Source organism: Catalinimonas alkaloidigena (assembly GCF_029504655.1).
Taxonomy (GTDB): domain Bacteria; phylum Bacteroidota; class Bacteroidia; order Cytophagales; family Cyclobacteriaceae; genus Catalinimonas; species Catalinimonas alkaloidigena.
In genome coordinates, this window is the sequence record NZ_JAQFIL010000001.1 from 6710436 (window position 1) to 6736598 (window position 26163).

Consider the following 26163-nt stretch of genomic DNA (forward strand, 5'->3'; position numbering starts at 1 on the left):
GACCCGCTTGTTTTATTTTTAGAACTCCTGCTCACCAAATTCACTTTTGATAAACCTGGACTTGCCTGCTGGCTGGTTGATACGGAAGCTAAGGTTAAGCATAATCATATCTACTTCATACACGTAATTAGTGGTGGTGTAAAATACTCCGGTGGTTTCCGGATCATCGCCCCAAGTCGTAATCCTCTGCTCGTTGGTAGGTAGCAGGCCCATATCCATATTCAGCCATTGCAGGGTAGCGATAAGGCGTTTGTCCAAAAAGGATTTCTGCACCGTCAGGTTTGGAGAAAGAAAACGTGAATCTTCTCCCTGGGCAGTATTTTGATCAGAGATATAATTGAGTGTCCATTGTACGCTAAAGTCAGGGCTGATTTTAAAAGTAGTATTGGCATTGATAGAATAAATCCAGCTACTGGTACGCACCGGTTCTCCGGCAAATTCTCCGGTAATATTATTATTGTATACGTTTCCTCCGGCATAAAGCTGCCACCAGTCTGTAGGGTTAAGCTCTGCTCCTGCCTCCAGCCCATAGGACCGCCCCCGACCTACATTGGAATATATACGATTCAGTATGGTATCATTGTACACTGTATTGACACGGTTGATCAGGTTTTGTACATCCTGAAAATAGGCAGTTACAAACACTGAATTATCACCAAAGTCCTTGATTGCGCCCAGTTCTGCCAGGTCAATGAATTCGGGCAGCAGCTCTGCATCTCCTTGCTCCAGCGTTTCAGAATGTTCTCTTTCAGGAAAAGAATTCATTTTGAAAGTAGTGGTTCTTTCTACCCTTTTGCTATAAGCAGCTTTCAGGCGAAAGCTCTCACTCCAGTCGTAAAGCAGGTTGGCTGAGGGGTATAACTTTACAAAATCATAATTGTAAGTTGTATCTACAAACTGATTAGCTAAAACCAGTTGGCGGTCCATAATTTCCATCCGCATGCCTGCCGCATAGGAAAGTTTATCCCACTTTCCAGAATACTGACCATATAATGAATGTATGCGTCGGTTCAGGTCTACCGTACTTGAGAACTCAGGAATGGGGGCATACTCATCCATACCAATAATTCTTTCTTCATAGAAGAAATCTCCCTGATGGTCCAGATTTCTGAACTGATAGCCAACATCCAGTTTTCCTTGCCCCAAGGACTTACTATAATCCAGTTGAAAACGAATGCCATGTAAAGGGTTGTCATTGGTATTATACTGATCCTGCAAAGTATCCAGCAGCGTAGGCCAGGAAAGGTTGAGGTTGGTGGTAGGCCCTCCCAGCATCGTATATTCATAAAGGAGAGAAGCCGATAAACTGGACTCATTTTCAAAGGTATGGGCATAGTCCAGGCTACTGATCAGGAAATCTCCCCGGCGGATGCGTAGGTTCTCGTTATAGTAAGTGATCTGACTTATCGTATCATTTTCCGGACGATAGACTTTGCTATTGTTATAAAGGATATCCGCTGTGCGGTCTTTGCTGCGCTTGCCGGCATATAAGCCCAGACTAAAATTGTTATTTTCGTCAGGCGTATACCCTATCGTAGCCCGAGCAGTATAGGCTTCTTCGTCAAAGCTACGTTCACCATCAGAAGGAAATCGTGTCAAGGTATCGTTAATAATGGTGTATACGTCTCCTTCCCTTCTTCCGGCAATGTCATTCCTGAGATAACTGGCTCCTAAGGCAATATCCCATTTATCCTTCCGGTAGTTAAGGGTAAAATCTCCTCCAAAGCGGCGGGCAGGCTCGGCATTATCATAAGGCTCTATGCTGGGCAGGCCCACTTTTGCATTGACCTGGAGAAACAAGCCATCGGTAGCCCCTTTGCGGGTAATGATGTTGATAATTCCAGCTTTGCCTTCCGGATCATATTTGGCAGAAGGGGCAGTGACAATCTCCACGTCTTCTATAGCATTGGCTGGCAGTTGGTTAAGGATAACTGTAGGATCACCTTGTATGGGTTTACCATTAAGTAATATGGTAAAGCCCGAGGAGCCGCGTACGGTAATCCCCCCTTCGGCATTTACCGCTACTGAAGGCACATTTCTTAATACATCGGTGGCAGTGCCTCCCATAGCCGACTGGAACTGCCCGGCATTATATACCTGCCGGTCTATTTTGTGATAAGTAGTGGCTTTTTGTCCGCTTACCTGTATCTCGTTCAACAGTTGTTCATTGGCTTGAAGGCTAATGGCGCCGGCATCATAAGTCTGGGCTTTAGATAGCTGAATATCATCCAGTTTTTTGCTTTCATAACCCACAAATTGTACTTGCAGGTAATATAGCCCTTCACTTAAATTTTCCAACTTAAAAGCGCCATCTGCCTGGGTCACTACTCCGCTTACGATGGAGGAGTCAGCTGGAGAGAAAAGCACAACATTGGCATATTCCAAAGGAGCATCACTGCTTTGATCTACTACACTTCCATGAATGATCGCCTGCTGAGCACTAAGTTGATGAAGTAGAAAAGTTAAAAAAAAGCTTAGGCAAATGGACTTTGTCATAAATAAATTAGGTAAGGCTTAACGAAAAGACGAAGTTATTATCAATGGGCCACACCATCATGGTCATTTTGCCCCTGATTATGGTGATTTTGAAGGTTACTACATCATATCACGGTATTTCTGAGGTGTCAACCGGGTTTGGGTTTTGAAAAATCTGGTGAAATTCGAAGTATCGCTGAATTGCAGATCCGTAGCAATCTCAGTAACTGTTTTATCGGTATGAAACAGCAAGTTTTTGGCTTCCAGCACGATGCGTTCTTTAATGATGCTACTGGCATTTTTGCCTATTGCCAGCTGGCATACTTCATTCAGCCTGGCGGTAGAGCTATTCAACGCTTCTGCGTACTCACTGACCAGCTTCAGCTCATGAAACTTTTGATCTACCAGTTTCTTATAGCTGTAAAGTAGATTAAGCTTATTTTGACTACCATGCTGCTGATGCGTTAACTTCTGCGAAAGTTTTAAGATGATCAGATTGAGGTAAGCATACAGCATTTCCTCCGTCCCCCTCTTCTGTTGATACTCTTCTATGCACTGCTGAAAAATACTCATTAGGTCATGAGCATCTTTCAATTTGATTTCAGGCTGAAACTCATAGAGCTTGTTGCGTGCAGCCGGATAATTTCGCAAAACCTCTTCCTTAAACATCAGCACATAACCTTTAGGAATTTGTGAAAAGTCCCAGCAGTGTACCTGACCGGGCTTAAGAATATGTACTAAAGGCGGGATGACTTCATGACCGCTGTCATCTATGGTATGGAATCCACCACCTTCGCTGAGCAGGATAATTTCAAAATAACCATCATGTTTATGCGGACGGGTAGGCTTGATCACTTCCTTCATTTTACTCACCTTAAACAACTGATGAGTTTCAATCTTGGCTTTAAGAGGAAAACTTTGCATGAACGCTTGTGGTAACACTTAATGTCGCAGAAAGTTAACACTTTCTGAGTACAACTTCACCCCTCTTTCAATCTTACCTCTAGAAGATGTTGTTCATTATCTGCCAACTACTTCTTTTGCATTCAACGCCCAGTAGTATTCAGAATAATCCAGTGCATAATTCTCAGGAAGTTTAGCACTTCTGTACTGATTGATAAACACTTTGAGGCTTTTACCATGATAGGTGAAATCGTTCTTATACCAGGCAAAAATTCGGGAGATCAGTATTATTCTTGATTCGTGATCTATTTTAATAAAATTTTCATTATTCAAACTTAAACGAATCCTCTGATCCAGTTGTTCGTCCAGCTTTTGGGGTAGATAGGCGAAGTTTGCCAGTCGGGGACATGAAACGGCAGCGCTGGAAAGCGCAAAGTGAATACGCGGATCACGGTAAGGAATCATGATTTTCATAATTTCCAGATGGTTAAGAGTCATGCTTTCTCCAGCCACCAGGTGTTTTTCTCGGTCAAAGAAACCTTCATGATCCAGGGGAGAACTCAGGGGATAGTATTTTGAAATCTGATGTATCACAATGAGGTTGTAAGCATTTAGATAAAATGCTTTTGTTTCCTCTGCTGTTAGTTTACTCACTTCCACCTGCCCAATGGCCAGGTATAATGTTTCTATTAACTCAAAATGATTCTGTATCCTCTGATAGTCTACTTTCCCATCGTTTGCCCAAAGCCTCATAAAGCTATCCGTCTCCTGAAGAAAAGACTGATAATCTATTCCGGCTTGCATATTGGTAACAGTACATCCGAAAATGATGAGTAAGCAGAGCGACTTTTTCATATGGCTAAATTTTATACAAATCTAATAATTTTTTGTACTATTAAATATTAGCCTATAGATTCTATCATGCGCGAGCTGATTTTGAGAGGAATAATGTATTTGCAGGAGACACATCAGTACCTAAGCATATAAAAAGCACAAATGATATCGCACATTTTTCGCTAATTCCTTTACTTTACGAAGGTTACCGACAGTGTGAGTCTTTGAAAAACTTAGTTACCTATGGACAACAAAAAGATTACTGCTATACTACTGCTCTCCTGCCCGGACAGGGTGGGCTTAGTTTCCAGAATCTCACATTTTATTTTTGAACGAGGAGGGAATATTCTTGACCTGGACGAGCATGTAGACACGCACCAAAATATATTCTCGGCCAGAGTAGCCTGGGATATGAAAAACTTTTCTATTCCTGCGTCTAAGGTGAAAGAAGCTTTCGCCCCCCTGGCCAATGAATTTGATGCCAGTTGGAGATTACAGTTTTCAGGTGTGGCGAACAGGCTTGCTATATTTGTATCTAAGTATGATCATTGCCTGCAGGAGATACTTTGGCGCAAAAGTATGGGAGAGTTTGATTTTGACATCCCGCTGATCATTTCCAACCACCCTGATCTGCAGCCTTTGGCCAGGCATTACGATATTCCCTATCATGTATTTTCCATTACTAAAGAAAATCGTATGGAACAGGAAGAGAAAGAGATTGCCCTCCTGGAAAAGCATCAGATAGATACGATTGTGCTGGCTCGCTATATGCAAATCATATCTCCGCAATTTGTAGCAAAGTATCCTAATAAGATTATCAACATTCATCATTCTTTTCTACCTGCTTTTATCGGGGGAAATCCTTACAAACAAGCTTATGAGAGAGGTGTAAAGCTCATTGGCGCTACCAGCCATTATGTAACCGCAGAAATCGACGAAGGCCCTATCATTGAGCAGGATATTATCAGAATTTCGCATAAGGATTCAGTGAAAGATCTGGTAAGAAAAGGACGGGACCTGGAGCGTTTGGTACTTGCTCGTGCATTACACCACCACAGTGAACACCGTATTCTTGTAAATGAGAATAAGACCATCATTTTTGATTAAATGCTATGAATAATAGCTGCATATTCCTACCTTTCTTCCTTAGTATTTTTCCTATTAAGTACTGTTAGTATTTTTCGCCTCTATAATCAGGTATTTTAACATTTTACCAGCAATAAAATACGAGCAACTCCCTAAGTATTATTTTTTTGTAAAAACTAAAAACCCCACATCTGTATAAACCCCCTTACTCATTTTGGACGCAATACACCCATAATGAGGATTTAAGGCTTGAATTCACAAACTTTTTTACATCATATGAGCATATGTATTGACGAAATAGCTTTGGTATTTATTTCTTGTTAACAATTGTGAGCATTTACTACTTATATGTGAACTATTCGTCTGTATATAAAGAATTTACAAGCTAACGTAAGTGCTATTTTTTGTGCCAAACCCGTATATTTTCTATGAATTAGCCATCCATATTCAACATTTTTAACCTTTTATATTTTTTTATGAAAAAGTATTTTTTACTGTTTGCGATAGTCGCCAGTAACCTGGCAGAGGCACAGCAACGCAAAGTTTAAGGAACCATACTATCGACAGAGGATCAGGAGCCTCTTCCCGGAGTGAATGTGCTTATTAAGCATACCACGCTCGGAACATTATCCTCTATAGGAGGACAGTACTCACTAGCCCTACCAGACTCTATCAGTGATCCGGTGCTCATATTCTCTTTTGTAGGCTATGAAGAACAAGAGGTACAGGTGGGAAATAATACTATTCTTGACATTGAGTTAAGTAGCGCTACGCAGCAACTGGAAGAAGTAGTGGTGGTTGGTTATGGTGTGATAGACCGGGACAAGCTAGCCGGCTCTGTCTCTTCTATAGGTGGTGAAGATATCGAATCCGATCCTGTTGTGGGGCTCAATCAGGCTGTGCAAGGCAAAGTGGCCGGTGTACAGGTAACCCAAAACTCGGGCACTCCTGGGGGTGCGCTGAACTTTAGAGTAAGGGGAATTACCACATTAAACTCAAGTACCACTGAACCTCTGTATGTAGTAGACGGTGTTCCGGTAAATTCCGACAATTATGGAGGGATTAATGCTGGTGCCCGCCAGACGATCAATCCTTTGGCTTCTATCAATCAGGCAGATGTAGCTTCTATTGAGGTGCTGAAGGATGCTTCGGCTACTGCTATCTACGGAGCGAGGGCCGCCAATGGGGTGGTGCTGATCACTACTAAAAAAGGGAAAAGTGGTGACAGTCAGGTAAATCTTAATGCTTACTACGGTCTGCAGGAATTACCCAATACGATAAACATGGCCAATACTCAGGAATACAAGCAGTATGTTGCTGATCTTGCCGCACTAAACGATTGGGAGGACCCTGGCTTTGCCGCAGGAGATGTTTATACGAACTGGCAAGAGGAGCTTTACCAGAATAAACTGATTGAGGATGGAGAAATAGCTCCTATTCAAAGCTATACCCTATCTACTAGTGGAGGCAGTGAGCACACCACATATTATGTCTCCGGCTCATATTTCAATCAGGAAGGAATTGTCAGAAACTCAGGGTATGAAAGGCTAGGTCTGAGAACTAATCTGGAACACGAAATAAATGACTGGGTGAAGTTTGGCACTAACCTTAGCTTGTCTCGTGGCACCACTGACAGAATTATTGAGGACTTCGGAGGGGCTGGCCCGGTAACCCTTGCGCTTATTAGTCGCCCCAACATTCCTGTATATGATGAAAACGGAGATTTTTATCTTGATACCCTTATAAATCGCGACAACCCTATTGCCGCAGCAGAAGTTCCCACCTATTATGACCAGGTAGACAGGGTGCTGGGTAATTTATACCTGGAAGTTGAACCTCTTGAAGGATTATTATTCAGGTCTACTTTTGGTATTGACAGAACTGATAATGAAGGAGAGTTTTATCGCCCAAGAGAAGGGATAATAGCCGGAATGCAAAGACAAGGGGTAAGGAACACGAATCGCTATCTCACCTTTACCTGGCTCAACGAAAATACGCTTACCTATCACAAAACTATTGGAGATCACGAGTTTACGGCTCTGGTGGGAAATACCCTGCAAAGAGCAAGTATCAATCAATTATCTACTGCCGCCAATGGTTTTGCTACCGATGAAGTAGTCATTGTAAACAACGCTACCTCCTATAATGTGAGTGAAAGAGAAGAAAGTTGGAGCCTGGCTTCATTTATTTCCAGGATCAATTATATTTTCAAAGATCGTTATATTCTGACAGCCAACTATCGCATTGATGGTTCATCCAGATTTGGTCAGGAAAATCTTTATGGAGCATTTCCTTCTGTAGCAGCAGCCTGGAGAATATCTGAAGAAAATTTCATCCAAAACATACCGACTATCGATAACCTGAAACTGCGTGCCAGTTGGGGTAAGTCGGGAAACCAACCACGAGATTTCTATAATGCGGTTCCGCTTTACAGCATCAGTGTTTATTATGGAGATTATGTCGGATTTATTCCTCAGACCATCGGAAACGACCAGTTGGGTTGGGAGTCTACTACTCAATATAATATTGGCCTGGACTTAGGCCTGTTTGAAAACAGAATTAGTCTTCTGGCCGATTATTTCATCAAAAAAACTGAAGACTTACTGACCAGTTATCGTATGCCCCAGGCTACCGGCACTTTGTTTACTACCGTCAATCTGGGAAATATGGAGAATAAGGGTTTTGAGTTTGAGCTTTCTAGTCGAAACACAGAAGGAGCATTTTCATGGAACACTAGCCTCAATATGTCATTTATCAAAAACAAGGTTACCTATCTGGCGGGAGAAGAGGTATTAGACGGGCTAGATGATGCCTATAGCTTACAGTCAGCCTAACCGGGCCAATTTACTCTTAATCAAAGCCCTGTTGGCCAAGGGTTCATTTGTACAACGGTAATTATGAACAAGCTGAAGCATTATCTTCAGAAGTAATTGATCAGAAACCTCTTTCTTTAACTCCTGATTATAGCTCTATTTTTATCAATAGTGATGAAGAAGAAACTTTACTGGAGATTCCTTTTGATCAGCGTAGCGGATATAACGCATTATCTGCACTTACGTTGCCCTCAGGAGAGCCTTATAACGGTACAGCAGGCACGCCCTTAGTAGTGTACAGGCAAGATGGTATTTCCCCACTCTTAGAACTGTATACAGAGGAGGATATTCGCTTTCAGGAAACACTTTATCAGCAAAATGGAGAACATTATATAGTAAAATATACCTCAATCAATAACTTTGATGCGATTTCGCTCATGAGAGTGCCTGAGATTCTGCTCATTTATGCTGAAGCTGCTGCCAGAAATGCAGGATCAGTTACTCAGAAAGCTTTTGATGCTTATAATCGAGTGAGAACTCGTGCAGGAGTTCCTTCAGATATCTCCGAATTTAGCTCAGTAGATGCATTTATCAATGAGATAGTAGAAGAGAAAAGAAGAGAAATGGTGCTGGAAGGGGAAGCCTGGTTTGACTATGTAAGGGCTGGAAAAGCAGATGAACTGGGTGTTACAAATCCTGACTTCCATATTTACCCCATTCCTCAGATAGAATTAGATGTGAATCGTAAACTTGAGCAGAATCCCGGCTATTAGGATAAGTAAGTAATACCTATCAGTATTAAAAATGTTGCGCACCCTGCATACTCACCATTTTTTATGCTGGTAGGTTCTGAATTTTCTTCTATCTTAAAAATTTCTTCACCAGCAGGCCAATTATTATTACCACTATGATAATCAGGATAATGGCAGTCCAGAATCCTGCTTCAAAAATATCGCCTATAAAATCGCAGGCACTCATACCAAACATGAGCGTTAATGCCAGAAGTAGTGTTTTGATATGGGTATAGCTCATAATAATATACAATAAGGATGTTTTTTACCCTGGAAAAAATAGAACACATCCGGTTGTTATAAAAAATTGGGATATGACGCTATGTTGCATACATATCCCAATCAGGAAGAATATTTTCAAAAATTATTATCTGCTAATAACTGTTTATTTTTTTTCTTAATTCATCTTTGCTCTTGCCGGTTTTCTTTTGTAACCGCCCTAAAAGTTCATCTTCTTGACCTTCAGCATAGGTTAAATCTTCATCGGTAAGCTCACCATAATCCTGCTTAAGCTTACCTTTTACTTCATTCCATCTACCTTTGATTCTTAAATCATCCATAGCTAAAAAAATTAAGTTATACATTGGTTTAAATAAAAATACAACCTACCAAATCCATAATTGTTATCTTTTTGAATTGGTAATTTATCAAAATTACCTGCTGGTGCACTTTCTGGATTTACATTAGTTTTTCATACAGCAGTACTTGAATTTTTCACCTGACCCACAGGGGCAAGGGTCATTACGCCCAATGCGGCGAGGCTTACGAAAGGGATTACGCAGCCTTCTTTTCATATCCTGATGATACACTTTGCGCAGGGTTTTGTATAAATCAGGGTGTTTCTGCTGAAACAGCTTAGGTCTTTCAAAAAAATATTCACTGGCTACTGCCAAAAATTCTTCCTCACTTGTGGCCGCATACGCATCAATATCACTCTTGCCCTTGCGAATACGCTGCATTTCCCTGCGCATGAGTCTGAGCCATGGCTTCGCATATTCTTTATTATTTAATTCCCCGGGAATGCCATCAATTTCACCATCCTGCTTGTCCAGAATATGGATAAACTCGTGAATGCCTACATTATGTTTATCACTGGTATTGCCAAAGCTATTGTGCAAACTTTTCTTGCTCAGGACCATCACTCCGTCCATGTTTCGCCCGCTTCCCACCATCCCGGTAATTACCTCTTCGGGATTATCCATTGAAAAATTACGGTCAAATGATGCAGGGTAAAGTAAGACTTCATGCAGGTAATTGTACTTCCAACTGGGAAACCCAAAGAGAGGGATTGCGGCACTACAAGCTACCAGCAAACGATCCAGATCTGTTACCTCTACCTTGATGCCCGTAATCCGTACCTGTTTTAAGAAGTTACGAATATTCTTCTCAAAGCGCCGTTTCTCTTTTTCATTCAGGTTCTGGTAAAAGTGAACATGCTTTTGAAGTAGCTCCTTCCACTCCACCGGAAACCTGGAAGGGACTGAGTAAGCAGGACGGTTTCTGTACCATATCCAGAAGCCCAGGTAACCAAAAAGCAAAAATCCTATTACAGTAAAAAATACATTCATTCAGCTAATAAATAAGTCTAAAAAATTGGTAAAGCTTCCTCAAGAAAAGCCAGATGTTTTATCAAAAGACCTTTGGCTTAACTGCGCTTTGGTAAAAAGGTTTTTATTTTGTCTAAGTATGCTAAGTTGGGCGTAAACTTCTCTGCCTTCTGCGTCTCAGCCATAAGCTATTGCTAATATCAGCTTCAATAATCGCCCCTTCGTCAGCACTTCTTGACTTAGCCTGGACAAAAGCTTCCCTTAAGGAAGGAATCTCTTTTATCAGGTTCAGACCAGCTTAAGAAGAAGAAAAGAGAATGGGCCTCTGAGGGGCTGACACAGACGAGCATGAAGCCCAGGCAGTATGATGATATCAACATGATAGCCTGACCTCATTGATTATCTATTTCTCAAGAACGCTGTTCATTATGGATGCATAAGGGGCAAGAAGGTTATTTATCTTTCAGCTTAAAGCAGGAATCAGAAATTGAAACCTCTTAACTCAATAAGAGTCTTATATTATTAAGACACTGCCATATTACAGATATAAGCCTTATTATTGTTATTAGAATTTATACATGCCGGAATTTCTACCTTTAAGGGGTGAGATACCTAATAAACTGGCTGTAAGTATCAGAGAAAAAACGAATGTTTATGAACCTAACTAACGCTAAAATCCAAAACTATAATAAGCAAGTAGGCTTAAAGTTTCAGTTGTATAATAGCCTCTTTACTGCCCTCCCCTTTCATCGGGTAGAAAAAACAGGAGTGCTACTATCCACTTTTTTATTACACTGTGAGGAAGGCTATAACAAACAGCAAAGCCCGGTAGAGATCATAGATACCTTTTTCCAGCAGTATACTTCTTACCAAAATGAACAGGAGCAAATCGACTTGCTATTCAGGTTTGTACAATACGCTGAACGGCAGGTAGTACTTTTTGATGCTGTAGAAGACGCTGCCTTCGGTGACATTTATGACCTGAATGGAATTGGTACCCTTAAGCATTTACAATCAGAGGTATTACATTCTAATAAGAGAGCTCAACTGGCTGAAAAGCTCAAAGATTTTTCGGTAAGGTTAGTGCTTACAGCCCACCCTACGCAGTTTTACCCTAGTGAAGTATTGGGAATCATCAATGATCTCTCCAATGCCATTATCAGGGACAATACGGCTGAGGTTAATAGTTTTTTGCAGCAACTGGGCAAAACTCCTTTTTTCAAGAAAGAAAAACCTACTCCCTATGATGAGGCGGTTAACTTGATCTGGTTTTTACAAAACAGGTTTTATCCTGCGGCAGGCCGAATCATGTCTAATTTCAAAAATCAGTTTCAAGAAGAAGTCAATGAGGAAAACCCGCTGATACGCCTGGGCTTCTGGCCCGGTGGTGACCGGGATGGAAACCCTTACGTTAAAGTAAACACTACGCTCAAAGTGGCGGCTGAATTGCGTACAGGCATTCTTAATGCTTACTATATAGATGTACATCAGTTAAAAAGCCGCCTCACTTTTAAAGGCGTATCTAATGTGGTGGCTTCTTTAGAGGAAAAAATCCACCAAAACCTTTCTGATCCCAACCATCACGCTGACTTAACCAAAGAAGAAATTATTAGTACGCTCAAGCAAATACGTACTACGCTGATGGAGCAACATAACGGGCTTTTTCAGGAGATGGTGGAAAATCTTCTTAGAAAGGTGGAACTGTTCGGTCTCTATTTTGCAACCTTGGATATACGGCAGGACAGTTCAGTGCACTCAGAACTAATGGCTGAGATCGCTCAACACTCTTCAGCCCTTCCGGATAACTATACTGAGCTTTCAGAAGCAGAAAAAATTGATGCGCTTTTGAATATTCAGGAAACCCTTGACCCTTCCATTTTTGAAAATGAGTTGTTCAGAGATACTCTGGAGACTATTTCGGCGATAAAGACTATCCAAAAACGCAATGGTGAAAATGGCTGTCATCGTTACATCATCAGTCATAGCACCAGTGCCCTGGACGTTATGCATGTCTATGGCTTATTTAAATTAGGAGGATGGAAGACTGATGAGCTCAAAGTAGATATTGTTCCTCTATTTGAGTCTATTGAGGACCTGAGAAATGCTGCTAAAGTGATGAAGACACTATATGAAAATGAGGCATACCGTAAGCATTTGTCAAAGCGTAATAATATACAAACCATAATGGTGGGATTCTCTGACGGAACAAAAGACGGAGGCTACCTGATGGCTAATTTTAGTATCTATAAAGCCAAAGAGGCACTTACACAAATTTCCAAAGAATACGGCATACAGGTAGTATTTTTTGACGGAAGAGGGGGCCCTCCTGCACGTGGAGGGGGAAGGACCCACCAGTTTTACGCCTCTCTGGGAAGCAATATCGCTAACAAAGAAATTCAGCTTACTATTCAGGGACAAACTATCAGTTCTAATTTCGGTACAGTAGATAGTGCTCAGTTCAACATGGAGCAACTGATGCATGCCGGTATCAGTAATGCGCTTTTCTACTCCGATAAGCTCACACAAACCAAAGAAGAGGATGATTTACTCTTAAGCTTATCAGAAAAAAGCTATGAAGCTTACAATGCACTAAAAAATCACCCTGGCTTTTTAGAGTACCTGAATGAAGTAAGTCCACTTCGCTATTATGGTCAGGCAAATATTGGTAGCCGCCCCTCCAAACGTAAGCCCGGTAAGCTGAACCTGGATGACCTCAGGGCTGTGCCTTATGTAGGGTCATGGAGCCAACTCAAGCAAAACCTTCCCGGTTACTATGGGGTAGGCATCGCCTTAGAAAAATTGGAAGCTGAAGGCAAATGGGAGGAAGTACGGCAATTGTATCAAAGCTCCCTCTTTTTTAAGACATTGATGGATAATTGCGAGATGGCCATGTGCAAATCTTTTTTCCCGCTTACGGCATTTCTTGCTGAGCACCCTAAATATGGTGCCTTATGGACCTTAATCCATGAAGAGTTTCAGCGTACTAAAACTCAAATGCTTAAGCTAGCTGGTACAACTCACCTGATGGAAGATAAACCCATCAATCGTCTTTCCATACAAATGCGTCAACGCATTGAGTTGCCCTTACTTACTATTCAGCAGTATGCCCTTAACAAGATTCGGGAAGTAAGAGAAGGTGGTTCTGATTCTGAAAGTGCCAATATGAATGTGTATGAAAAAATGGTGGTACGCTGCTCTTTTGGTATTATCAATGCGGGTAGAAATTCCGCTTAAACAAACCATACAATCAATATAATACTTTCGCTGGCTATCCCAGGCATCAGTTAGCGAAAGTATTTTCATTGAAGTTATCTCATTTGAGCCTGAGCCGTTTTCCTCCAATTGTCAATATTCTTCGTTCTTATTAACAATGCTAATCGGAAATTGTAAATAAAGAGAAGTTCCTTCTTCTGCTGTACTGCTAAAAGAAATATCCCCCTGCAAAAGCGCAACTGATTTTTTGACCAAATATGTACCTAAGCCTGTCCCCTTAGCTTTACCGGAGGTAATATATTTTTGGAAAAAGTTCTGCTGAACTTCCGGAGGAATTTCACCTTGATTATGAATCGTGATATGTAAGCATCTATCTACTTGCTTGAGCTCAACGCTAATTTGCTCAGATTTGGGCGAGGCTTCTACGGCGTTCTTTAACAGGTTATAGAATATAATATTAAAAAGGAAAGCATCGCTGCTAAGCATTAGTTCTTGTTGGCAGGCGGCATCTTTTTTTGTTCGTAACGCCAGCTTTTTTGTCTCTACTAAAATTGAAAGGTCAGCCCAGACGTCACCTAACATTTTATGCAAATCAAAAACAGCGGGGTTTGGGCTATACTGATCACTTTCAATCTGTACGATGCCGTATAAACGGTTAGTAAGGTCAAATGCTCTTTGTGCAGATTGTTGTAAGCGTTTCGTTATCTCTGTCTGCTGTTCACTCGTAAAACGCTCATCCAACATTAATTCAGACAAAGAAAGGATATTGCCGACCGGCCCCCTTAAGTCATGCAATAGTAGCTCCATAGCATGCTCCTGAGAAGTAACCAGAGCATTCAGCTTACTTATGGTTTCTTTGAGTTCTCTCTCTGTTTTCTTGGTGTCTGAGATATCAACTACAAAAGTTACCTTTTTGGGCGCACCATCCATCACTACATAAGCAGCATTCGCATATACTGTAATCAGGCTTCCATCTCTTCGCTGTACTTCCCATTCATCCGCCATTTCATGCTTTTGAGTCATAAAATTCTCATGCAGCTGTACAAGTTTTGTTTTACTGGCTTCAGGAACCACTATTGTAAAGTGCTGCCCCAGCAGCTCATCACTTGAATACTGATAGAGAGCACAATATGCATCATTGACCTGCTCTAAAATGCCTTCCTCACTACTGACACATACGGCAAGAGGAATTTGGTGTATTTTTGGTAAAAGTGTTTGACCACTATCATTGAATTTGTCTTTTAAATAGGTTAAGTATTGTTTGCTGCTTTCTTTATATGGTTCTTCGAGATACGCTGTTTGGTCCATTGATATTATTTCAAGAAATGTTTGCGAATAGATGCAAAAGTGGGTTATTTAGGCTAATTTTAAGTAAACTTATATTCCTTATGGAAATATAAGAATATTTATTTTTACATCAAAAGTTAACTGCATACTGATATGGAAGAGCGTATTTTAAGCTTACGTAGGCTACTAAACCTTTCTCAAAAAGATTTTGCCAATAAGATCTCTATTACGCAGGCTGCGCTTTCTCAAATAGAAAGTGGTAAAACTATGCTTTCTGTTTCCACAATGTATAGCCTCATTAGAGCGTTTGAGCTACGGACTGACTGGTTACTTTTTGGCCAGGGGGAAATTTTCTCACACCAGAAAATTGATACGGCCCGGGGTACTCCTCCTAATTCGCAAAATACTTCTAACCAGCTGATTCCTTTTGTAGATAAGGATGCTGAGGCTGGTTATCCGGATAATTGTGCGGATTCAGAGTACATTAAAACCCTGGGAGCCTATCGCATTCCCGGCTTTGAGGAGGGAAAGTTTCGCATGTTTAATATCAGTGGTGACAGCATGCACCCTCACCTCTGCGAAAATGAGGTGGTGATCACTGAGGCCGTGGACAAAATTGAGAGCATACAGGAAAATCAGCTTTGTGTGATTATTTCCAGCGATGGTATTGTTGCCAAAAGAGTATTTCATGACAACAATAATACGTTATTGCTCAAGAGTGATAACCCTAAATACAAAGCATATAAGCTGGCTTATAGTGACGTGATAGAGATCTGGGAAATTAAAGGAAAGATCACGACTGAATTTCTAAATAAAACTAAGGGAAGTACAGATGAAAGGCTTTTTACCCACAGGCTAGAAGAGTTAGAAAAAACCGTAGACATACTAAAATCAGCTCTTAAGCTAGATGGAAGAGTTCGTGAAAATGGGGAGCTAAAACCTGTAAAAAAAGATGAAGACTGATAGTCTTATACGAAATAACCGATAAGGCCAAGGCCTTATCGGTTATGCATTATAGGTTTTCCTTCTACTTATTTAGCATAGCTAATTGAGCGCATCTCGCGGATTACTGTCACCTTAACTTGTCCGGGATACTGCATGTCTTTCTCTATCTTACGGGAGATTTCGTACGATAATGTGCCTGCCTGATCATCAGTGACATGTTCTGCATCTACGATAACCCTCAGCTCTCTTCCTGCCTGAATGGCGTAACATTTGCTCACGCCATCAAAGTCCATACCCAGCGATTCTAGGTCCTTCAGGCGCTGAATATAAGAATCTACTACTTCACGACGAGCACCAGGACGCGATCCCGATATTGCGTCACAGGCCTGAATAATAGGAGAGACAATAGATGTCATTTCAATTTCATCATGGTGGGCCCCTATGGCATTACATACTTCAGGGTGCTCATTGTATTTTTCGGCCAGTTTCATTCCTAGTATTGCATGCGGCAATTCCGGCTCTTCCGGCCACACTTTACCAATATCATGTAGTAAACCTGCACGTTTGGCGAGCTTGGGGGCCAGGCCAAGTTCGGAAGCCATAGTAGCAGCCAGGTTAGCTACTTCGCGAGAGTGCTGTAACAAATTTTGTCCGTAAGAGGAACGAAAGCGCATACGTCCCACCATCCGAATCAATTCGGGATGTAGTCCATGAATACCCAGGTCAATGGCTGTACGCTCACCAATCTCAATAATCTCTTCCTCCATATTCTTGGTAGTCTTGGCTACCACTTCCTCTATACGTGCAGGATGGATGCGGCCATCCGTCACGAGGCGATGAAGAGAAAGGCGGGCAATCTCTCTGCGAACAGGGTCAAAACCGGAAATAATAATAGCTTCCGGAGTATCATCTACGATAATCTCTACTCCCGTTGCAGCTTCTAGGGCACGAATATTCCGACCCTCACGACCGATAATTTTACCCTTAATGTCGTCACTTTCAATATTAAAAACTGAAACACAGTTCTCTATAGCGTGCTCAGTAGCTGTGCGCTGAATAGTCTCCAGCACCACCTTCTTAGCCTCTTTGGTAGCCGAAAGCTTAGCTTCTTCAATAATATTTTTGATATGAGCTGATGCCTGCGTACGAGCTTCCGCTTCCAGGCTTTCCATTAGCTGGTGCTTCGCTTCTTCAGCAGTAAGGCTTGCCGCCTTCTCGAGTATAGTCACCTGCTGCTGCTTGATTTTATCAAGTTCGGACTGTTTCTTTTTTACGAGTTCTTGCTGAGACTCCAGCATTTCTTCTTTGGTCCTGAGTTCAGCTTCCTGAGTTTTTACTTTTTCCATTTGCTCCCTCAGATGCTGTTCACGCTGCTTTAGCTTATTCTCATTAGTAACCAGTATGTTTTTCTTGCGATTAGACTCTTCCTCAAAGTCAGATTTTAGTTTTAAGTATTTCTCTTTCGCCTCATAAATCTTCTCTTTCTTGATATTCTCCGCATTGATCTTGGCTTCACGGACGATAAAATCCGCTTCTTCCTTGAGTTTTTGCTCCTTTTCTTTGACTGCCTCTTCCCTGCTTTGAAGTTTTCTTTCCTGGTCTAAGTTGGATTTATTAGAAAGGCCTTTGCCGATGAATATACCTGCGCCCAGCGAACCAATGGCTACGGCTAACAGTAGAAATATCATTTCACTCATTTTTCCGAGTTTTGTTAAAAAGTACCACTATGTACAATAGCAGTTTAACTACTGATGAGCGAAAATATTAACAAGTTCAGTTATACAGATAAGTGATAAGTAGATTTGACAATGTAATAGCTTTTGGTCAGACACTACGCTCAGGCGTAAGGGCGCGGCTAATTAGCTTATTAAGATTACCCAATTTGTCTGAAACCCTCTCTTCCATATCAGAAAGTGTTCTCTCATAGTCTATTTTTTCCATGAAAGCATCAAAGGCAACCATTGCCAGCAAATCCTGTTTATCATTAGTACCAAAGCGATCTTTATACCTACGCAACTGTTCGTTGACCATTCGCCCGGCCTTTCTGATTTGCTCCTCCTCCTCTGCCTCAATCTTCATGGGGTATTCTCGGTCACCTATTCTTATCTTTATTGAAAGTTCACCCATTAGATATTCCGCAATTTATTGACTTAGTTGAGCAATACATTTATCAATTTTTCTGATGTACTCGTTAATCGTACGCTTTATTTCAGTAGTATCGTCTTGATCTGCTACTGCGTTGTTTACAATTTTACTTAATTTTAATGTCTTTTGAAAATGGTCAATTTGCCCGTTTTTTTCGTCTACAACTGACCTGAGTGTCTGGTTTTCTTCTTTTAGCTGTTTAAGCTCATCCTTCAGGGCATTGTGCTGACTTACCAGCAACTCGACCTTCCGTTCTAAGACAGAAATCTCAGCGATCAGTTTTTTCTGATTCATAAATAGCTATTGCTACTTTTGGTTATAGTTAGTTTTTATCTAAAAGCTAAGGGCCTAAAAACTGTAATTCATACAGTAAAATTCAGGCCTTTAACTTATATATCTTGCTATCAGCAACAAATGTTATTTTCTTATTACAGCACCCAACTCTTTTTCAAAGACCTTTATCAGCTTATTCATTGTCTTATCTATCACTTTGTCCGTAAGGGTCTTTTCCGCATCCTGCAGCACAAAACTAAGCGCATAAGCTTTTTTACCAGGCCCAATATTTTCTCCTTCGTAAATATCAAATACATTTATGTCCTTGACCAGGGCATTGCTGTATTTTTTCGCTACTGACTCAACTTGGCTAAAGCCCTGCTGTTTATCCAATACTAAAGATAAGTCTCTTCTTACTTCAGGGAATTTAGATATTTCCTGATAGATTAACCTTTCTTTAGCGCTTACTTTTCTCACATTATCTAACAAGGTGGGCCAGTCTATACTCGCAAAGAAGACAGATTGCTTTACACCAGCAAGTGCTGCCAGTTTGGGATGAAGTAAACCAGCCTGACCTATTGACTTTCCATCCAGCTGATAATCCAAGCCATAGCTAAACTTAGGGTCATCAAGTACCTTTTGCGCAGGATCGACTATATCAAACCTATTAAATATTTTTCTAATTATCGAAGACAAACTGTGAAAAGATACTTCTTGATTGGGCGCTTGCCAACTCTCAGCTTGCTGCTGACCACACATAAATATGGCCAACTGTCTTTTTTCCAGATATCTGCCTTCTGATTTTTGATACGTTTTACCAAACTCAAAAAACTTAAGATTTCTCTTTCGGTGGCTAATATTGTATGCCATCACCTCTAATCCGCTGAAAATAAGGCTCTGACGCATTACGCCTAATTCTTCGCTCAGTTTATTAAGTACCTCTACTGAATGCTCTCCTTTATCCAGAGCCTCAGCGTAAGCAGGTTTGGTAAGAGAATTAGTAATAATTTCATAGAACCCATTACCAACCATCATCTCACTGATACGGGCCTGTAACTTATCCGAATCCATTTCAGGGAAGCTGGAGAGAAAATCTGCACTCAGATGCGCAGAGGTCTCAACCTCATCATAGCCATAAATTCGTAAAATCTCTTCAATTACATCTGCTTCTCGTTGTACATCTACCCGATAGGGCGGCACGACAGCAGTGAAGCCCTGCTCATGTTCTTCTTTCACCTCAATATCCAGATTTTGCAAAATAGATTTAATCTCGTCACGCTCAAGCTTTTTTCCGATCAAGCGATCAATATTCTTATAAGCCATTTTTACGCTGAAGTCTTCTACAGGCTTAGGATAAATATCTACGATATCTGATGAAATACAGCCTCCTCCCAGCTCCTTGATCAGTAGAGCCGCTCTTTTTAGGGCATAAATAGTGATCCTGGGATCTGTTCCTCGCTCGTAACGAAAAGAGGCATCGGTTTTAAGACTGTGGTGTTGGGCTGTTCTACGAATATACTCAGGAGAGAAATAGGCACTTTCTAAGAAGATATTTTTAGTACTTTCTTTTACGCCTGATTTTACTCCACCAAATACCCCTGCTATACACATCCCTTCTTCAGCATTGCATATCATCAGGTCCTCTGCCTGTAACTGGCGCTCTTTTTCATCCAGTGTAGTGAAAGTGCTTCCTGCAGGCATTGTCTTGACCACTACTTTATCTCCGCTGATAGCATCTGCGTCAAAGGCATGCAAGGGTTGTCCTACTTCATGTAACACAAAATTGGTAATATCAACAACATTATTGATGGGCACCAGCCCAATTGCCTTAAGGCGCTGCTGTAACCACTGCGGAGATTCCTTTACTGTTACTCCACTAATGGTAACTCCTGAATAACGGGGACAAGCGTCCGTATTCTCAACCTCTACCTGTATTGGCAATTCCTGATTGTCTACTATGAAATTATCCACTGAAGGCCACTGAAGCTCTTTGCGCAGTAAGGCGCGAAGATCACGTGCTACTCCAATATGTGAGGCAGCGTCTGCCCGATTAGGTGTCAGGCCAATCTCCAGTACCTGATCTTCGTAAATATTGAAATATCGGGAAGCAGGTGTCCCGTTGGGCAAATCCGTATCCAGGACCATAATCCCTTCATGGGAAGCCCCCATACCGATTTCATCTTCGGCACAAATCATTCCTTCGGAAACTTCACCTCTGATTTTTGCCTTTTTAATTTCAAAAGCATCTCCCCCTGCAGGAAATAGCTTAGCACCCACAGTAGCCACTACTACTTTTTGTCCTGCTTCCACATTAGGAGCACCACATACGATGGGTTTCACTTCTCCATGCCCAATATCTACAGTTGTTTTTTTAAGGCGATCAGCATTAGGGTGAGCTTCAGCCGTGAGCACTTCGCCTATTACCAAGCCTTTGAGCCCTCCTTCTACCTGCTCATATGCTTCTATTCCTTCTACTTCTAATCCTGACATCGTCAGCCTATGGCTGATTTCTTCCGTATTTTGGTCAAAGTTGATGTAGTCTTGCAGCCAATTAACAGATATCTTCATTTTACAATAATATTGATCATACAGTTCTAAAAATAAAAAAGCTGAGCTTTAGTTATGCACAGCTATTTTTCAGGGAATTCCGTTCAAAGAACTCCAATAGGAAACGTAAAATTAATCATTTAGGCGGGTAAGACACGAAACTCGGTTACATTTTTAATATATTCAGCTACAGTCCTGTCAGATATCACCTTTTTGGGAAAAATTAATGGTAGTAACAAAAAAAAGGTGCAAGCTTACACCTGCACCTCATAGTTTTTCAATAAATTATTAGAAGGAATTACTTCAGGTCAATGCTTTTAGAGTAAGTGTAGTTGGCACCTACGATAGCTAATGAATACCGTCCAGGAAGTAATTTGGCTACGTTTAATCCTTTAGAATAAGTTTCCTGAGAAGCTACGCTTTCTTCATAAAGTACTTTACCGTCTTGGTTATACAGTTTTAAAGAAACAGGAGATTCTACTCTATTTAAAAACGCAACCTTTACCATTTCAGGCTCAACCTGAATAGCTGGCTTGAAGTAAACAGCGTTAGTTTGTCCTGCTGAAATCTGGAATATTTCTTTAGAAACACCATTTTTAGTTCTAACTTCTACTTCGTACTCACCACTTGGCATGCTTGAAAAGTCATATTTCTTCATGTATGACTGGTCAGCGATCACCTCACGGTGCAAAGTATTTCCATCCATGTCTTTAATTCTAAGTACTGCTGAAGCTTCATTAGAAAGGTTGGTAACGCGGATAAAAGCTTTCTTTTGAGAAGACTCAACCTGACGTACACTGATAAGTGCATCTACTTCATCAGCTGCGAGTGTTGCAGTATTTACTGTAAACAAAGCAGCCATTGCTAAAATTGCGATTTTCATTGTTTTAACTGTTTTCATGATTCTACTCTTTTCGTGGTTAAAAACTTTAACTCGTTTTCTTTTTGTTTTGGCTTACACTACAAATTTACGAAGGTTTTTAAATTTTCGTTACACTTTGGTTTAAAAAAACATTGATTCATTGAAAAATTATTAATGAAATAGAGGTTTTTTTGAATGAAATCACAAAGCGACTTATTGTAGTGTAAAACTGAACTGTTTTAAACCATTTGGATCAATAAAATAGCAATTTTTGGGCAGGTAAATTACAAATATTGTAATTATGCTGATTGTACTCTTTTTTACAGAAAAAAAGTGTTTTTTTTTATGCCATACCTCCTTTTTCTGTAGGTTTTTAATTACCAAAGAAAAATAAATCAGAACTTTATAGGGAAACGACAGGGAGATATTTGTAATCAGTTATAAGTAGTCAGCGCTTTTAATTAATATTTTACTTACCTCTTTCAATTTTTCAGCTTCTGTTTTTAACAGGATATGCAGGCCAGAACAGCGGAATTAATAAGGGAGAGAATGTGTTTCATCTGTGCTGTTAAATATTTACATTAAGATTATGGCAAGAACAGTTGATTTTGAGGCATTCAAGCAAAAACTAGATGGAACACACAAATGGCCATCTCTTTATATGTTTAAGTTCATCGTTCCCCGGGGAAAAGAGGATGAAGTATTTGCTCTTTTCCCAAAAAATAAACTAACGACTAAGGAGTCCAGTAATGGAAACTACGTAAGCGTTACCGCCAAAGTCATGATGGGTTCCAGTGATGCAGTAATGGAGAAATATGTTGAGGCCGATAAAATTGATGGTGTATTGGCATTATAGTTTGGTTCACTTACTTGAAATATTACCTTTTTTTGAGAAGTAAAAAAGATAATGCTCATTATACTCTCAGCAAATACTCAAACATAGCATGCCTGGCAATGTTAATTTACTAATCACACTATAACTTTTTGACCTATGTGGAAAGAAGAAGAAAACAAGCTAAAAAAGACTTTTGAGTTTAAAGACTTTGTATCAGCATTTGGTTTTATGTCAAAAGTGGCTATCGTAGCCGAGAAAATGAACCATCATCCTAACTGGAGCAATACTTATAATACTGTGAGCTTTGCGTTAAGTACACATGATGCTGGTGATAAAGTAACTGATAAGGATCATAAGCTGGCAGAAGCTATAGATAAGCTTGCCTAGCAGATAGTTTGTTACTTATTTATTGAGTTGTTTGAAGGATTCCGTTTACTTTACATAAACGTTCGTATCTACAAACAATTTTTTTGTGCAGGAAACAGCAAACCTTTTTTTAGTACCTACTCCCATTGGCAATCTCGAAGATATAAGCCTCCGTGCTCTTCGTATTCTCAAGGAAGTAGATACCATCCTGGCCGAAGACACCCGAAAGTCAGGAATCTTGCTGAAGCATTATAGTATCGCTACCAAACAACAAAGTTATCACGCTTTTAACGAGCATCGTGCCCTTGATAAATTGGTAGAAAGGCTAAAGGCAGGCGAAAGAATGGCCTTAATTACTGATGCCGGCACACCAGCAATCTCAGATCCCGGTTTTCTACTAGTCAGAGAGTGCTTAGCTCATGGGGTAGAGGTAGAATGCCTACCCGGTACTACTGCCTTTGTCCCTGCTTTGGTAAAATCTGGCTTACCCGCTGACCGTTTCACTTTTGAAGGTTTTCTTCCCCATAAAAAAGGTAGACAAACCAAATTACAGCAACTAAGTGAAGAAACTCGCACCATGATTTTCTATGAGTCGCCCCATCGTTTGCTGAAAAGCCTTCAACAATTTGCGGAGTTTTTTGGAGAAGAGAGAAGGGCTTCTGTTTCCAGAGAGTTGACTAAGTTGCACGAAGAAACTATTAATGGAACATTAGCTGAATTAGTACGAAACTATTCTGAAACTAAAATTAAAGGAGAAATTGTCATCGTTGTTGAAGGAAAACAATAAGCCGGCTTTCAGAAAAAAATACGAACTGCTGATCTTATCTCTTATCAGTGGTTTTTTGTTCTGGCTGGGCTGGCCCGTCAAGCCTTTTCCATTTTTACTATTCTTTGCGATTGCTCCTGTCTTCGCTATTGAAGATTATATCACATCAGGAAATTATAAGCATCCCGCACGTACTTTCTACGGATACCTTTATCTGACAACCTTTCTCTGGAATATCACTACTACCTGGTGGGTCTATCATTCTACTGTGGTAGGAGCTATTTTTATGCTCTTTGCCAATGCGGCGCTGATGACCATTCCTTTCGTACTGTTTCGCATTACCAAAAAATATGCGGGAGCTAACTGGGGTTATTTTGGCTTTGTGCTCTACTGGATCACTTTTGAGTACATCCATCTCAACTGGGATATTTCCTGGCCCTGGCTTACCCTGGGGAATGGCTTCGCCTCTTTTCCTGAATGGGTGCAGTGGTATGAATTTACCGGGGTATTTGGTGGGACCCTCTGGATACTACTCGCCAACATCGCCTTTTACTTCGTCTTTCTGAAAGATCGAGCCCTTCAGAACCGGCAGTTTCGCTGGAGAAGTTTTGTGCTCACCCTTCTATGGCTGCTCATTCCTATCATGTATTCTTACATTCGCTATGCTAATTACGAAAGCAAGGGAGAAGAAAAAGAAGTAGTAATATTACAGCCGAATATTGATCCCTTTACCGAAAAGTTTATCGGCTCAGAAAATTTCATTCCTTTTGAGGATCAATTAGAGATATTCATCGAGCTCTCAGAACAAAAAATCACTCCACAGACCCGTTTTCTTATCTGGCCTGAAACTGCCTTTGATGGGATTTACAATGAAGAAACCATCAATAGTAATGGCCTGATTCAACGCATCAAAAAATTCAAAGCCAACTATCCTCAGCTCGCCCTACTCACCGGCATGACAACTTTTGTGCTGTACGAAGACGAGCAAGAAGCTACACCAACCGCCCGTTATCGGGAAGATGTGGGGTATTTTGATGTCTTCAATACTGCCTTTTATCTGAATGAAGATAATGAGATCACTTTCTATCACAAGTCTAAGCTGGTCCCGGGCGTAGAAATCATGCCTTACCCTCAAGTACTTGGCTTTGTTTCTGACCTGCTTTTCAGTCTGGGAGGGACTTCCGGAGGTTTTGGTCGGCAGGATGAACGTACTGTTTTTGAAAGTGAGGAAGGAGTAAGTATGGCCCCAGCGATCTGTTATGAGTCTATCTATGGCGATTTTATGGCAGAATACATCCGTAATGGTGCTAATACTATTTTTATCATTACTAATGATGGTTGGTGGGGCAATACCCCCGGCCACAGGCAGCACCTGGCTTATGCTACGCTGAGAGCTATTGAGCTCAGAAGAAGTATTGCCCGTTCCGCTAATACCGGAATTTCTGCGTTTATCAACCAGCGGGGAGATATACTGCAGGCTACCCAATATTGGGAGCAGGATGTATTTCGCGGTACTATTATGGTGTCAGAACAACTCACCTTTTACGCCCGTTATGGTGATTATATTGCCAGGACTACAGCATGGCTCTCAATTTTTGTATTTTTGGCAGCAGTAGTCAAACGTCAGCTTTTAAAAAACGCCTAATTTTTTATCATGGATTTATACGTTACGCTCAAAGAGACACTAAAAGTAGTTAAAGAAACAGGAAATTTTATTCACACCGAAGCCCAAAAGTTTAACCTTTCTTCTATTGAGTATAAAGGCAAAAATGACCTGGTCTCATATGTAGATAAAGAAGCTGAAAAACTTTTGGTGGCAGGTTTGGAAAGCATTGTTCCTGCTGCAGGCTTTATTACTGAAGAAGGGACGGCTGAAAAAGGTAGAGCAGAGCAGTACAACTGGGTAATAGACCCGGTAGATGGCACTACAAACTATGTGCATGGTATTCCTCTATACTCTATCAGCGTGGCACTAATGGAAGGTGATGAAGTAGTCCTGGGAGCAATCTATGAACCTAATCGCGATGAAATGTTCTATTCTATTAAGGGAGATAAAGCTTATTTGAACTCAAAAGAAATCAGCGTCTCTCCGGTTCAAAAGTTAGAAGAAAGCCTAATTGCCACAGGGTTTCCCTATTCCAAACTTCAGAATGTTCCCGCTTACATTAAGATCGTAGAGGAACTCATGCAAAAAACGCATGGCTTACGCCGGATGGGTAGTGCTGCCATAGACCTGGCTTATGTAGCTTGTGGAAGATTTGAAGGATTCTTTGAGTACAATCTAAAACCCTGGGACGTAGCCGCTGGTGGCTTTCTGGTACAGCAGGCCGGGGGAAAAGTGAGTACTTTCAGATCTGGTTCGGATTTTATTTTTGGCAAAGAACTGGTAGCCGGATGCGCAATCCATTCATCTTTTGCAGAAGTAGTAAACAGGCATTGGTACCCGGCTGATTGAAACCTCGCTAAAGCTACGCA

The 26163-nt window shown here is 40.9% G+C and carries 22 protein-coding genes; 10 read left to right on the top strand and 12 right to left on the bottom strand.

Annotation, left to right across the window (positions count from 1 at the left end; all coding sequences use genetic code 11):
• Nucleotides 1–18: 18 nt before the first annotated feature.
• The 3 genes from OKW21_RS27110 to OKW21_RS27120 form a co-directional block, all read right to left on the bottom strand.
• Nucleotides 19–2496, bottom strand: a complete 2478-nt coding sequence (locus OKW21_RS27110; protein WP_277485850.1) for a TonB-dependent receptor — start codon at nt 2494–2496, stop codon at nt 19–21.
• A gap of 99 nt (nt 2497–2595) precedes the next feature.
• Nucleotides 2596–3399, bottom strand: coding sequence for a helix-turn-helix domain-containing protein (locus OKW21_RS27115; RefSeq protein WP_277485852.1), 804 nt, complete (start codon nt 3397–3399; stop codon nt 2596–2598).
• A gap of 96 nt (nt 3400–3495) precedes the next feature.
• Nucleotides 3496–4233, bottom strand: coding sequence for a DUF547 domain-containing protein (locus tag OKW21_RS27120; RefSeq protein ID WP_277485854.1), 738 nt, complete (start codon nt 4231–4233; stop codon nt 3496–3498).
• Nucleotides 4234–4455: 222 nt separating this feature from the next.
• Here OKW21_RS27120 and purU point away from each other — a divergent pair, with 222 nt between their 5' ends.
• From purU to OKW21_RS27135, 3 genes are all read left to right on the top strand, one after another.
• Nucleotides 4456–5319, top strand: a complete 864-nt coding sequence (gene purU / locus OKW21_RS27125) for a formyltetrahydrofolate deformylase (RefSeq protein WP_277485856.1) — start codon at nt 4456–4458, stop codon at nt 5317–5319.
• A 533-nt stretch (nt 5320–5852) separates the two neighbouring features.
• Complete coding sequence (locus tag OKW21_RS27130; RefSeq protein WP_277487809.1) at nt 5853–8132, top strand: SusC/RagA family TonB-linked outer membrane protein; 2280 nt, start codon at nt 5853–5855, stop codon at nt 8130–8132.
• A gap of 47 nt (nt 8133–8179) precedes the next feature.
• Nucleotides 8180–8884 carry a RagB/SusD family nutrient uptake outer membrane protein gene (locus tag OKW21_RS27135; protein WP_277485859.1) on the top strand — a complete coding sequence of 235 codons (705 nt, stop codon included), beginning with the start codon at nt 8180–8182 and terminating at the stop codon, nt 8882–8884.
• An 88-nt stretch (nt 8885–8972) separates the two neighbouring features.
• Here the strand turns inward: OKW21_RS27135 and OKW21_RS27140 are convergent, their stop codons facing one another.
• The 3 genes from OKW21_RS27140 to OKW21_RS27150 form a co-directional block, all read right to left on the bottom strand.
• Nucleotides 8973–9143 carry a hypothetical protein gene (locus OKW21_RS27140; RefSeq protein ID WP_277485861.1) on the bottom strand — a complete coding sequence of 57 codons (171 nt, stop codon included), beginning with the start codon at nt 9141–9143 and terminating at the stop codon, nt 8973–8975.
• 133 nt (nt 9144–9276) lie between these two features.
• On the bottom strand, nt 9277–9462 hold the full coding sequence (locus OKW21_RS27145) for a CsbD family protein (protein ID WP_277485863.1): 186 nt from the start codon (nt 9460–9462) through the stop codon (nt 9277–9279).
• A gap of 123 nt (nt 9463–9585) precedes the next feature.
• Entirely contained in the window at nt 9586–10470 is an 885-nt protein-coding gene (locus tag OKW21_RS27150; RefSeq protein ID WP_277485865.1) for a zinc-dependent peptidase, read from the bottom strand.
• A 633-nt stretch (nt 10471–11103) separates the two neighbouring features.
• Between OKW21_RS27150 and OKW21_RS27155 the strand changes: the two genes are divergently transcribed.
• Entirely contained in the window at nt 11104–13683 is a 2580-nt protein-coding gene (locus OKW21_RS27155; RefSeq protein ID WP_277485868.1) for a phosphoenolpyruvate carboxylase, read from the top strand.
• A gap of 111 nt (nt 13684–13794) precedes the next feature.
• On the opposite strand, the gene OKW21_RS27160 is transcribed toward OKW21_RS27155, so the two are convergent.
• Nucleotides 13795–14970: a PAS domain-containing sensor histidine kinase gene (locus OKW21_RS27160; protein ID WP_277485871.1), complete on the bottom strand. Its 1176-nt coding sequence runs from the start codon at nt 14968–14970 to the stop codon at nt 13795–13797.
• Between the two features lie 132 nt (nt 14971–15102).
• Here OKW21_RS27160 and OKW21_RS27165 point away from each other — a divergent pair, with 132 nt between their 5' ends.
• A complete protein-coding gene (locus OKW21_RS27165; protein ID WP_277485873.1) occupies nt 15103–15912 on the top strand; it encodes an XRE family transcriptional regulator in 810 nt (269 codons plus the stop codon).
• Between the two features lie 68 nt (nt 15913–15980).
• On the opposite strand, the gene rny is transcribed toward OKW21_RS27165, so the two are convergent.
• The 5 genes from rny to OKW21_RS27190 form a co-directional block, all read right to left on the bottom strand.
• Nucleotides 15981–17591 carry a ribonuclease Y gene (gene rny / locus OKW21_RS27170; protein ID WP_277485877.1) on the bottom strand — a complete coding sequence of 537 codons (1611 nt, stop codon included), beginning with the start codon at nt 17589–17591 and terminating at the stop codon, nt 15981–15983.
• A gap of 127 nt (nt 17592–17718) precedes the next feature.
• Nucleotides 17719–18021, bottom strand: a complete 303-nt coding sequence (locus tag OKW21_RS27175; RefSeq protein WP_277485880.1) for a cell division protein ZapA — start codon at nt 18019–18021, stop codon at nt 17719–17721.
• A gap of 15 nt (nt 18022–18036) precedes the next feature.
• Nucleotides 18037–18333, bottom strand: coding sequence for a hypothetical protein (locus tag OKW21_RS27180; protein WP_277485882.1), 297 nt, complete (start codon nt 18331–18333; stop codon nt 18037–18039).
• A 123-nt stretch (nt 18334–18456) separates the two neighbouring features.
• Nucleotides 18457–20880, bottom strand: coding sequence for a phenylalanine--tRNA ligase subunit beta (gene pheT, locus OKW21_RS27185; protein ID WP_277485883.1), 2424 nt, complete (start codon nt 20878–20880; stop codon nt 18457–18459).
• A 277-nt stretch (nt 20881–21157) separates the two neighbouring features.
• Nucleotides 21158–21760 carry a hypothetical protein gene (locus tag OKW21_RS27190; protein WP_277485885.1) on the bottom strand — a complete coding sequence of 201 codons (603 nt, stop codon included), beginning with the start codon at nt 21758–21760 and terminating at the stop codon, nt 21158–21160.
• A 550-nt stretch (nt 21761–22310) separates the two neighbouring features.
• Between OKW21_RS27190 and OKW21_RS27195 the strand changes: the two genes are divergently transcribed.
• The 5 genes from OKW21_RS27195 (at nt 22311) to OKW21_RS27215 (ending at nt 26143) form a co-directional block, all read left to right on the top strand.
• A complete protein-coding gene (locus OKW21_RS27195) occupies nt 22311–22577 on the top strand; it encodes a DUF493 family protein (RefSeq protein WP_277485887.1) in 267 nt (88 codons plus the stop codon).
• 135 nt (nt 22578–22712) lie between these two features.
• Nucleotides 22713–22943, top strand: coding sequence for a 4a-hydroxytetrahydrobiopterin dehydratase (locus OKW21_RS27200; RefSeq protein WP_277485889.1), 231 nt, complete (start codon nt 22713–22715; stop codon nt 22941–22943).
• An 85-nt stretch (nt 22944–23028) separates the two neighbouring features.
• On the top strand, nt 23029–23709 hold the full coding sequence (gene rsmI / locus OKW21_RS27205) for a 16S rRNA (cytidine(1402)-2'-O)-methyltransferase (protein ID WP_277485891.1): 681 nt from the start codon (nt 23029–23031) through the stop codon (nt 23707–23709).
• The gene (gene lnt / locus OKW21_RS27210; protein WP_277485893.1) at nt 23693–25333 is read left to right on the top strand and encodes an apolipoprotein N-acyltransferase; all 1641 of its coding nucleotides are present in this window, start codon (nt 23693–23695) and stop codon (nt 25331–25333) included. Before rsmI ends, lnt begins: the two co-directional genes overlap by 17 nt.
• A 9-nt stretch (nt 25334–25342) precedes the next feature.
• The gene (locus OKW21_RS27215) at nt 25343–26143 is read left to right on the top strand and encodes an inositol monophosphatase family protein (protein ID WP_277485896.1); all 801 of its coding nucleotides are present in this window, start codon (nt 25343–25345) and stop codon (nt 26141–26143) included.
• Nucleotides 26144–26163 lie beyond the last annotated feature (20 nt).